This is a genomic window from Pseudomonas fluorescens (genome assembly GCF_018614775.1).
Lineage (GTDB): Bacteria > Pseudomonadota > Gammaproteobacteria > Pseudomonadales > Pseudomonadaceae > Aquipseudomonas > Aquipseudomonas fluorescens_BY.
In genome coordinates, this window is record NZ_JAGGOF010000061.1 from 1 (window position 1) to 10,927 (window position 10,927).

Sequence of the window (10,927 nt, forward strand, 5' to 3'; positions counted from 1 at the left end):
AAGGTTTTGTTTGATAGGAGCAAAGCTTGCTCCCACAGCATCTCCGAGCCAAGAAGCGACTTAGTGTTCGATATGCTCATCCGGCCGCTTCACCCGGCGTCCGTCTTCGCGCGACAGCTGGGAAAAGATCGTCGCCGCCAGCATTGCCATGACGCCCACCGTCACGAACGTCAACTGGAATGCTCCCAACACGGTGTCCACCCCGTCGTTGCCCACCTGGGCGGTGAAGCCACCGAGCAGGGCACCGGCGCAGGCCACGCCAAGGCTCAGGGACAGTTGCGCCACCACGGACAGCAAACTGTTGCCGCTGCTGGCGCTGGCGTCGTCCAGGTCGATCAGGGTGACGGTGTTCATCGCGGTGAATTGCAGCGAGTTGATTGCCCCCAGCACCGCCAGTTGCGCCAGCAGCAGCCAGTACGGCGTCTGTTCGCTGACCAGGCCCATGCTCGCCAGCATCAGGCCCAAGGCCAGTGTGTTGCCGGTCAGGACGGTGCGATAGCCCAGGCGTTCGATCAGCGGCCGGGCCACGGATTTGGCAACCATGGCCGCGCCTGCCAGGGGCAACATGCTCATCCCGGCCTGGGACGGTGAATAGCCTAGGGCCACTTGCAGCAGCAACGGCACCAGGAACGGCAGGGCGCCGCTGCCCAGGCGCGCGAACAGGTTGCCGAGGATGCCCACGGCGAAGGTCCGGGTCTTGAACAGCGACGGCGCGAACAGCGGGTTTTCGATGTGCCCGGCCCGCAGCCAATACGCCGCCAGGCAGGCCATGCCGCCGAACAGCAGCAACATCACCCGCAGGTGCGGCAGGTGCAGTTCCCCGAGGCCTTCCATGGCAATGGTGATCAGCACCATCGCCGCGCCGAACAGCAGGAAGCCCACGCCATCGAAGCGGGTGCGTTCGCTGCCGCGCAGGTCGGGGATGAACTTCCACACGGCATAGCAACCGATCACACCCACCGGCAGGTTGATGATGAAGATCCAGTGCCAGGTCAGGTACTCCACCATCCAGCCGCCCATGGTCGGGCCGATCAACGGGCCGAGCAGGCCGGGAATGGTGATGAAGCCCATGATCCGCACCAGCTCCGAGCGTGGATAAGCCCGCAGTACCACGAGCCTGCCCACGGGCAGCATCAACGCACCGCCCAGGCCCTGGATCACCCGGGCGCCGATCAGCATGCTCAGCGAACTGGACAAGGCGCACAGCAGCGAGCCGAAGCTGAACAACAGGATCGCGCCGAAGAAAATCTTCTTGGTGCCGAAGCGGTCGGCGATCCAGCCCGAGGCCGGGATCAGCAGCGCCACCGTGAGCATGTAGGCGATGATCACGCCCTGCATGCGCAACGGGTTTTCCGCCAGGTCACTGGCCATGGCGGGGAGGGCGGTATTGAGGATGGTCCCGTCCAGGGATTGCATGAAGAAGGCAATCGCCACCACCCACGGAAGCCAGCGGGCGGTGATTGCATCGAGCGGTGCGCGGTTGGGCATGGGACCTCTTGTTTGTGTTCGGGTGTCTGTTGGCTTCATCGCGGGCAAGCCTTGCTCCCACAGGTACGGCGCACATCCTGTGGGAGCAAGGCTTGTCCGCGATGCGTCTTACAGGGTCAAGGTCAACCGCTTGACCAGCGCCCCCGGCAACAGCATCGACGCTGTGGCCCGCTGGCTGTAGGTGCTCGCCGAGAGCAGAAGTTCCCGCTCGCGGGTCAGGCCTTCGAGTTGCGAGCCGAGCAGGCTATAGGCGCTGTCGTCGAAGCGCATGGTGCTGACCGGCGCCTGGATCTGGCCATTCTCGACCCAGAACGTGGCGAAGCGGGTCATGCCGGTCAGGCGTGCGGCCGGTTGGTCCGAGTAATTGAGGTACCAGAGGTTGCTGATGTACAACCCGGTGCCGAGGCGTTCGAGGATCTCCTGGTGCTCCAGCTGACCCTCGTTCATGACCAGCGCCGTGGGGTACTCGTAGCTGCTTGCACCGTTGGCGGTGATGCCATGCTCGGCGGCGCTGCGGGAGTTGATCAACCGGGCGTTGGCCGTGCCCTTGGCAATCAGGGCCAGGTCATCGCGTGGATAGCCTTCGTCGGAAAATGCCGGGCTCAGGGAGCCGCTGACCTGTTCACGCAGCCCCACGGCGGGGCTGAAGCTGGCTTCGCCGGCGTAGAACTTCTGTAAGGGGCTCTGCTTGCTGGCCATTGCCCGGGCCGAGAACCCACCCCAACTGAGCATGCCCATGATCTCTTCCAGAGCGGCCGGTGCCAGGTAGGCGCGGTATTCACCGGGCGGCAACGTGCGCAGCGGTCGGCCGAGGAACGCCAATTGTTGGCGGGCCTGTTCGAAGCGCCGGACAAACCCTTCGCTGCTCCAGGCGTGGCCGGCGTAGGAGGCCTTCACCGCCTGGCCGTTTTCGTGGAACAGGCTGAAATCGAAATTGAAGCTGTTGGCCTGATGCCAGCCAAACGCCCCCGCAGAACTGGCAAAACCACGGCTGATGGGTCCGGCGGCGTAGAACCCGACCAGGTCCAGTCCTTCGGCGGCGCGGGCAATTTCAGCCACGGCCTGCTCGGTCTCCGGCAGCGGATGGTCCTGCACATCGTGGCTTTGCCAGTGGTTGTGGTTGAGCAGCAGGTACGGGTCGGGAGGCAGCAGCGGCAAGGTCTCGCGCAGCTGTTGCAGGCCTTCGCCCAGGCGCTGCAAGTCGGTCTCGGCCTCACCGGACAAGGTGATCTGCAGGTCGGCGTGGCGACCGTCGTCGATCAACTTGAAACTGACATTGGCCTGCTGCACCTGTCCGGCCTGGCGGACCTTGCCATGGTTGAAGCGCACGAAGGCCGAGGACTCGGCGGCGTAGCCAAGGGTGAACTGTTCGGATTCATGCAGTGCCGCGCGCAGCCAGTCGACCAACGCCTTGAACGCCTCGGCCTGATTATTGACAGTGCCCATCAGGCGTCTCCCCCAAACACATCAACGTTGCTGAACACACAGGCCGGCGATGCGTGGCCGACACGGATGACCTGGTTCGGTTCGCCCTTGCCGCAGTTCGGCGTACCCAGCACCTGGGAGGTACTGGCATCGCCGACGGCCCGCAGGCTTTTCCAGAACTGCGCGGAGATGCCCCGGTAGTTGGGGTTTTTCACCACGCCCTTGAGCTCGCCGTTCTCGATCAGTTGGCCCCATTCGCAGCCGAACTGGAATTTGTTGCGGGCATCGTCGATGGACCAGGAACGGTTGGTGCGCATCAGCACGCCGTGTTCGATGCCCTGGATCAGTTGCTCCAGTGGCTGGTCGCCGGGCTCGATGTTGAGGTTCGCCATGCGATCGATGGGCGGACGGTTCCAACCGCAGGCGCGGCTGTTGGCGACGCCATCCAGGCCGGCGCGAAACTGCGACAGCGCACCGCCCAGCGGCCGCAGCAGCAAGCCTCCACGAATCAGGAACTGCTTGCTGGCGGGGCTGCCGTCGTCGTCATGGCTGTAGCTGGCCAGTTCCTCGGGGATGTCCGGGTCGAAGGTCACGTTCAGCAGGCTGGAGCCGTACTGCAAATGGCCGAAGTCGCTGGTCTTGACGAAGCTGGTGCCGGCGTAATTGCGCTCGTCCCCCAGGATGCGGTCCAGCTCCAGCGGGTGGCCGATGGACTCGTGGATCTGCAACATCATCTGGTCGGGCATCAGCAGCAGGTCCCGCGGGCCTGGCGGCGTGTTCGGTGCCATCAGCAATTGCAGGGCCTGGTCGGCGATTTTCGGCCCGGCACCGATCAGGCCGCAGCGGTTGATCACGTCGAAGCCACCTTGCTGGCCGAAGTTCTCGCGGCCCAGGGTGCGGGTCTGGCTGTCGTGACCGTCGTAGGCGGTGACGTCCAGGGCCGGGTAGATGAACCGCTGGGCCTGGCGCAACTCGGCGCCGGCGCTGTTGAGGTAGATCTGCTCGACCTGGGTCAGGCCGATGCTGACTTGCCAGTTCACCAGGCGCTCGTCCTGGGGCACTGCCGCCGACTCGTCGCCGAGCAACTGGTAGCAATCGTTCAGGGAGGGGAATGCCTGGTCGAAATGCGGTGAGAAGTAATCGGCGCGATCACTGGCAACCGTCTGCTCGCGCAAGTCGAGCAGCGCGTGGGGCTTGAGCCGGCGAGCTTGTTGCTCGGCGCGTTCGAGCGCCGCTTGCAGGCCGGCCTGGGACAGGTCGTTGGTGGAGGCATAGGCCTCGACACCGTTGACCCGTGCCGTGAGCATCGCCCCTTCGTCACGGTTCAGGCTGGGCGGTTCGGCGACATTCTTGCGCACCGACAAATGCTGGCCGGACTCGCGCACGTAACGCAGGGAAAAGAATTCAGCGCCCGTGCGCAAGGCAGCGAAGCGCTGCTTGAGCTGGGGGTGGAAGTCGAACATGGAACCTCCTTGTCTGGAAGGGCGGTGCAACAAGGTGCGGCGCAGTGACGCGGCGGCTCTAGAGTAGGCCTGGGCGGGGGAGGGATCAAGGCACAAAGAAATGCTGGGTGTCAGGGTTGCCGTCATCGCGAGCAGGNNGCCTGCTCGCGATGGCGGTAGCGGTTACTGCGCGACAGGTCCGACGTCACGCACCGGCTTGCCACGCACCGGCGCATCGCCGGCCACGTAGTACGGCGCGGTGCTGCGCGGCAGTGGCTGGCGGCCACGGATCTTGTCGGCGATTTTCTCGGCGATCATGATCGTCGGCGCATTTAGGTTACCGGTGGTGATGATCGGCATGATCGAGGCATCGACCACGCGCAGGCCTTGCATGCCATGCACGCGGCCTTCGCCATCCACCACCGCCATGTCGTCATCGCCCATCTTGCACGAGCAGGACGGGTGGAAGGCGGTTTCGGCGTGTTCGCGAATGAACTGGTCCAATTGCTCGTCGGTCTGCACGTCGATGCCCGGGCTGATCTCGCGGCCACGGAACGGATCGAGCGCCGGCTGCTGCATGATCTCGCGGGTCAGGCGGATGCCGTCGCGAAATTCCTGCCAGTCCTGCTCGGTCGCCATGTAGTTGAACAGGATGCTCGGGTGCTGGCGTGGGTCCTTGGACTTGGCCTGGATCCGGCCACGGCTGGGCGAACGCATAGAGCCCATGTGGGCCTGGAAGCCGTGTTCCTTCACGCCGTTGCTGCCGTTGTAGTTAATCGCCACCGGCAGGAAGTGGTACTGGATGTTCGGCCAATCGAACTCCGGGCGAGTGCGGATGAAACCGCCGGCCTCGAACTGGTTGCTGGCGCCGATGCCGGTGCCGTTGAACAGCCACTCGGCACCGATGGCCGGCTGGTTGTACCAGAGCAGCGACGGGTACAGCGACACCGGCTGGGTGCAGGCGTACTGCAGGTACAGTTCCAGGTGGTCCTGAAGGTTTTCACCGACGCCCGGCAGGTCGTGGACCACCGGGATGTCGAGGCTCTCCAGCAATCTGGCCGGGCCGACGCCGGAACGCTGGAGGATCTGCGGCGAGGCGATGGCGCCGGAGCACAGCAGTACTTCCTTGCGGGCTCGGGCTTCGACACGCTCTTCAGCGGCGCCCACCAGATAACGCACGCCCACGGCACGCTTGCCTTCGAACAGGATCTTGTCGGTCAGGGCATGGGTGACGATGGTCAGCGTCGAGCGCTTCTTGGCAACGTCCAGGTAACCGCGAGCGGTGCTGGCACGACGGCCGTTCGGCGTGACGGTACGGTCCATCGGACCGAAGCCTTCCTGCTGGTAGCCGTTGAGGTCTTCGGTACGCGGGTAACCGGCCTGCACGCCGGCTTCGACCATGGCGTGGAACAGCGGGTTGTTACCGGGCTTGGGCGTGGTCACGCTGACCGGACCGTCGCCACCGTGGTAGTCGTTCGGGCCGATGTCCCGGGTTTCAGCTTTCCTGAAGTAGGGCAGGCAGTCCAGGTACGACCAATCCCCGAGGCCGGGCAGTTTTGCCCAATTGTCGTAGTCCAGGGCATTGCCGCGGATGTAGCACATGCCGTTGATCAGCGAAGAACCGCCCAGGCCCTTGCCGCGACCGCACTCCATGCGACGGCCGTTCATGTGCGGCTCGGGATCGGTCTCGTAGGCCCAGTTGTAGCGTCGGCCTTGCAGCGGGAACGCCAGGGCTGCCGGCATTTGCGTGCGGAAGTCCAGGCGATAGTCCGGGCCGCCAGCTTCCAGCAGCAGGACGGTGACGCCTTCGTCTTCGGTCAGGCGGGTCGCCAGGGTGTTACCGGCCGAGCCGGCACCGACGATGATGTAATCATATTCTATGGTCATGAGATCTCCGGGAGCTGCAAGCTCCAAGCTTCAAGCTGCAAGAAAAAGCAGCAAGCGGTGTCTGTGCGATTGAATCGGGCGGCAAGCACAAGCAGCTTTTGATCTTGCTTCTAACTTGAAGCTTGTAGCTCGCCGCTTACCGCTGCTCAGAACACTGAGGCGTAATCACCCAACTCGACCTGTACCGATTTGATGCGAGTGAAGTTGTTCAGCGAGCTGATCCCGTTCTCGCGGCCCACGCCCGATTGCTTGTAGCCGCCCACCGGCATTTCAGCGGCGGATTCGCCCCAGGCGTTGATCCAGCAGATGCCGGCTTCGAGCTGGTGGATCACACGGTGGGCGCGGTTCAGGTCGCGGGTCACGACGCCGGCGGCCAGGCCGAAGTCGGTGTCGTTGGCGCGGCGGATCACTTCTTCTTCGGTTTCGTAGGTGAGGATGCTCATCACCGGGCCGAAGATTTCCTCACGGACGATGGTCATCTCGTCGGTGCAGTCGGTGAACACGGTCGGGGCGACGAACGCGCCCTTGGCGAATTCGCCGTCGGTCAGTCGAGTGCCACCGCACAGCAGGCGCGCGCCTTCGGCCTTGCCCTTCTCGATGTAGCCCAGCACGCTTTCCATGTGGGCAAAGCTCACCAGCGGGCCGAAGTTGGTGTTCTCGTCTTCCGGGTTGCCGACGCGGATGCGCGCCACGCGCTCGGCGATCTTGGCTTCGAAGGCGGCCTTGAGGTGGCTCGGTACGAACACGCGGGTGCCGTTGGTGCAGACCTGGCCGGAGCTGTAGAAGTTGGCCATCATCGCAGTGTCGGCGGCGCGATCGAGGTCGGCGTCGTCAAAGATGATCAGCGGCGACTTGCCGCCCAGTTCCATGGTGACGTCCTTGAGCGAAGAGCTCGAAGCGCTGGCCATGACTTTTTTGCCGGTGTCGGTGCCACCGGTGAAGGAGATTTTCTCGATGCGTGGGTGCTCGGTCAGCCAGGTGCCGACTTCACGGCCGCTGCCGGTCAGGACGTTGAACACGCCCGCTGGAACACCGGCTTCGGTGTAGATCTCGGCCAGTTTCAGGGTGGTCAGCGACGTGACTTCGCTCGGCTTGAAAATCATCGCGTTGCCGGCGGCCAGGGCCGGCGCGGACTTCCACAGGGCGATCTGGATCGGGTAGTTCCACGCGCCGATACCGGCCACGACGCCCAGCGGCTCGCGACGGGTGTAGACGAACGAGGTGGTGCGCAGCGGCACCTGCTCGCCTTCGATGGCAGGCACGAGGCCGGCGTAGTACTCCAGCACGTCGGCGCCGGTAACGATGTCGACGTAACGGGTTTCGGAGTAGGCCTTGCCGGTGTCGAGGGTTTCCAGGGCAGCCAGCTCATCGTTGCGCTCGCGCAGGATTTCCACGGCGCGACGCAGGATGCGCGAACGCTGCATGGCGGTCATGGCGGCCCAGACTTTCTGGCCTTTTTCGGCGCTGACCACGGCGCGCTCGACGTCTTCTTTGGTCGCCCGCTGCACCTGGGCAAGCACTTCCCCGTTGGCAGGGTTGATGGCTTCGAAAGTGGCGTCGCCGCTGGCATCGCTGTACGCGCCGTCGATGTAGAGTTTTTGCAGTTCGAAACGGGCCATAAAGTCCTCGCAAGTGCATAAGTGGTTGGCTGGTCCACCGGGCGTGTCCTTTACAGCTGACTACGCGGGTCGGTGGCGGTTCAGGCGTCGAGCGGTTCTGTGTGCTCTGGCAACCCTGCCTTGGCCAATTGGAAATCCATGTATTCGTAAGCGATCCGGTGTGCCTGGTGGGTATCGAACGCGTCTCCCGACAGCGCCCCGCGCAGCCACAAGCCGTCAATCAGCGCGGCCAGGCCCCGTGCCGCACTGCGAGCCTCATCGAGGGGCAGCGCGCGACGGAACTGGCAACACAGGTTGGAATACAGGCGGTGATCGTTGATCCGCTGCAACCTGTGCAATGACGGGTGATGCATGCTGGTGGCCCAGAAGGCCAGCCAGGTTTTCATTGCCGGGCCATTGACCTGGCTGGCGTCGAAGTTGCCTTCGATGATCACCTTGAGGTGCGCCCGTGGGCTGCTGTCCTCCAGCGCCTGACGACGCGCGGTGACGTTCTCGCTCAGGACAGTCATCAGGTACTGGGCCGTAGCCGCAATCAGGCCATTCTTGTCCTGAAAATAGTGACTGATGATGCCGTTGGAGACACCGGCCAAACGGGCGATCAGCGCAATGCTGGCGTCCCCCATGCCGACCTGATCGACCGCCTGCAACGTGGCTTCGATCAATTGCTGGCGGCGGATGGGTTGCATACCGACCTTGGGCATCTAGCACATCTCCTTAGGCCATCCGACAGACGAAGCTCGCCTGACGGGACGAGGGCCAGTCTATTTTGTTTTGATTGAACGTTCAATCAACAAAGAATAAGCTCTGCGACAAATCGTCGCGATTTACCGAAATTTCCTACGCGTAAATGGCGCAAGAACCCGGCATCCAAGGCCCAACGCTCCCGTCTGGCGGGGCGAGGGCCGAACGGATGTCTTTATAACACCCGCCGGTCGGCTGCCCACTTACCGATTGGTCGGGTACCGCGTTGCCTTGTCCTTCTCTCGCACTGCCTGGAGCATCCGTGCAATGAGTTCTGCCTCTCTAATAAAGACCCCACCAGAAAAGGTGACGGTCAACGGTTGGGTGTTCTACACCTCCACCGCGCTGATCCTGCTACTGACGGCCATCCTGATCATCGCTCCGCAGGAGGCGGGGCGCTTGCTCGGCCTGGCCCAGGCGTGGTTGTCTCGCAGCTTTGGCTGGTATTACATGGTGGTGATCGCCGCCTACCTGGTGTTTGTGGTCGGCCTGGCGTTTTCCTCTTACGGCAAGCTCAAGCTGGGCAGCAAGGACGATACGCCCGACTTCAGCTACGGCGCCTGGGCCGGGATGCTGTTCTCCTCCGGTATCGGTATTTCACTGCTGTACTTCGGCGCCTCCGAGCCGCTGGACCACTACTTCAACCCGCCCGAAGGCGTGGCCGGCAGCAGCCTGGCCGCGCGTCAGGCCGTGCAGCTGACGTTCTTGCACTGGGGTTTGCACGGCTGGGCGATCTACGCGTTGGTAGGCTTGGCCGTGGCGTACTTCGCCTACCGGCATAATCAACCCTTGGCGCTGCGCTCGGCGTTATACCCGTTGGTGGGGGAGCGCTGGGTCAAGGGCGCGGCGGGCCATGCGGTGGACGGCTTTGGCATGTTCGTGACCCTGCTGGGGCTGGTGACGAACCTGGGGATCGGTTCGCTGCAAGTTTCATCCGGGCTGGAAAACCTGTTCGGCATGGAGCACAGCAATACCAACCTGCTGATCGTGATCATCGTGATGAGCACCGTGGCGACCATCGCCGCGGTCTCCGGTGTAGAGAACGGCATCCGCCGGCTGTCCAACCTGAACATCGTGTTGTTCAGCGGCCTGCTGATTTTCGTCTTGCTGTTTGGACCGACGCTGCACCTGCTCAACGGCTTTGTGCAGAACATCGGCGATTACCTCAACGGCGCGGTGCTGAAAACCTTCGACCTGTATGTGTATGGGGGCGACACCGCCAAGTCTGACCGCTGGCTGGGCCTGTGGACGCTGTTCTATTGGGCCTGGTGGATCTCCTGGGCGCCGTTTGTCGGCATGTTCATCGCCCGTATTTCCCGGGGGCGCACGGTACGCGAGTTGGTGGCCGGCGTGCTGCTGATTCCCCTCGGTTTCACCCTGGCTTGGCTGTCGATTTTCGGCAACTCGGCCCTGGACCTGGTGATGAACCACGGGGCGGTGGAGCTGGGCAAGACGGCGCTGGAGCAGCCGTCGATGGCGATCTACCAGTTGCTGGAGCATTACCCGGCGTCGAAAGTGGTGATCGGCGTGTCGATCTTTGTCGGCTTCGTGCTGTTCCTGACCCCGGCGGACTCCGGTGCGGTGATGATGGCCAACCTTTCGTGCAAGGGCGGCACGGTCGATGAGGATGCGCCGCATTGGCTGCGGATCTTCTGGTCTGTAGTGATTACGCTGGTGACCATCGGCCTGCTGTTCGCCGGTAACTTCGAAGCCATGCAAACCATGGTGGTGCTGGCTGGATTGCCGTTTTCAGTGGTCCTGGTGTTCTTCATGTTCGGCCTGCACAAGGCGATGCGCCAGGATGTGCAGATCGAGCAGGAGCAGGCGGCGCTGGAGATCCGTGATTGGCAGCGGTTTCGTGAGCGGCTGATGCAGCCGGATCAGCTGTGAACACCCTCACCAGCGAAACACCCCGCCAGCTCGTTCCTTAAGCTCGGCGTGGGAATGCATCTCGGGACGCTCCGCGTTCCTGCTGCACCGCACCGGCAGGCATTGGGACGCAGAGCGTCCCTGGCGGCATTCCCACGCAGAGCGTGGGAACGATCAGCGGAACACCTGCCACCTCGTTCCCCACGCTCGGCGTGGGAATGCATCCCGGGACGCTCCGCGTTCCTGCTGCACCGCACCGGCAGGCATTGGGACGCGGAGCGTCCCTGGCGGCATTCCCACGCAGGAGCGTGGGAACGATCAGTGGAACAGCCCCCACCACCTCATTCCCACGCTCCGCGTGGGAATGCATCCCGGGACGCTCCGCGTTCCTGCTGCACCGCACCGGCAGGCATTGGGACGCAGAGCGTCCCTGGCGGCATTCCCACGCAGGAGCGT

General features: G+C 63.6%; 7 protein-coding genes. 1 reads left to right on the forward strand and 6 read right to left on the reverse strand.

Annotation, left to right across the window (positions count from 1 at the left end):
* Positions 1–60: 60 nt before the first annotated feature.
* The 6 genes from mdtD to betI all read right to left on the reverse strand — a co-directional run bounded on the left by mdtD (position 61) and on the right by betI (position 8,562).
* Positions 61–1,488 carry a multidrug transporter subunit MdtD gene (gene mdtD / locus J7E36_RS16740; RefSeq protein ID WP_215004934.1) on the reverse strand — a complete coding sequence of 476 codons (1,428 nt, stop codon included), beginning with the start codon at positions 1,486–1,488 and terminating at the stop codon, positions 61–63.
* A 108-nt stretch (positions 1,489–1,596) separates the two neighbouring features.
* On the reverse strand, positions 1,597–2,934 hold the full coding sequence (locus J7E36_RS16745; protein WP_215004937.1) for a TldD/PmbA family protein: 1,338 nt from the start codon (positions 2,932–2,934) through the stop codon (positions 1,597–1,599).
* Positions 2,934–4,376, reverse strand: a complete 1,443-nt coding sequence (locus tag J7E36_RS16750) for a TldD/PmbA family protein (RefSeq protein WP_215004940.1) — start codon at positions 4,374–4,376, stop codon at positions 2,934–2,936. The genes J7E36_RS16745 and J7E36_RS16750 overlap by 1 nt, the downstream gene beginning before the upstream one ends.
* Positions 4,377–4,538: 162 nt before the next feature.
* Positions 4,539–6,242: a choline dehydrogenase gene (gene betA, locus J7E36_RS16755; protein WP_215004943.1), complete on the reverse strand. Its 1,704-nt coding sequence runs from the start codon at positions 6,240–6,242 to the stop codon at positions 4,539–4,541.
* A 146-nt stretch (positions 6,243–6,388) separates the two neighbouring features.
* Positions 6,389–7,861, reverse strand: coding sequence for a betaine-aldehyde dehydrogenase (gene betB / locus J7E36_RS16760; protein WP_215004946.1), 1,473 nt, complete (start codon positions 7,859–7,861; stop codon positions 6,389–6,391).
* A gap of 80 nt (positions 7,862–7,941) precedes the next feature.
* Positions 7,942–8,562 (reverse strand): transcriptional regulator BetI, encoded by a 621-nt coding sequence (gene betI / locus J7E36_RS16765; RefSeq protein ID WP_215004949.1) that lies wholly within the window; start codon positions 8,560–8,562, stop codon positions 7,942–7,944.
* 364 nt (positions 8,563–8,926) lie between these two features.
* Here betI and J7E36_RS16770 point away from each other — a divergent pair, with 364 nt between their 5' ends.
* Positions 8,927–10,492: a BCCT family transporter gene (locus J7E36_RS16770; protein ID WP_231286411.1), complete on the forward strand. Its 1,566-nt coding sequence runs from the start codon at positions 8,927–8,929 to the stop codon at positions 10,490–10,492.
* Positions 10,493–10,927: the final 435 nt, after the last annotated feature.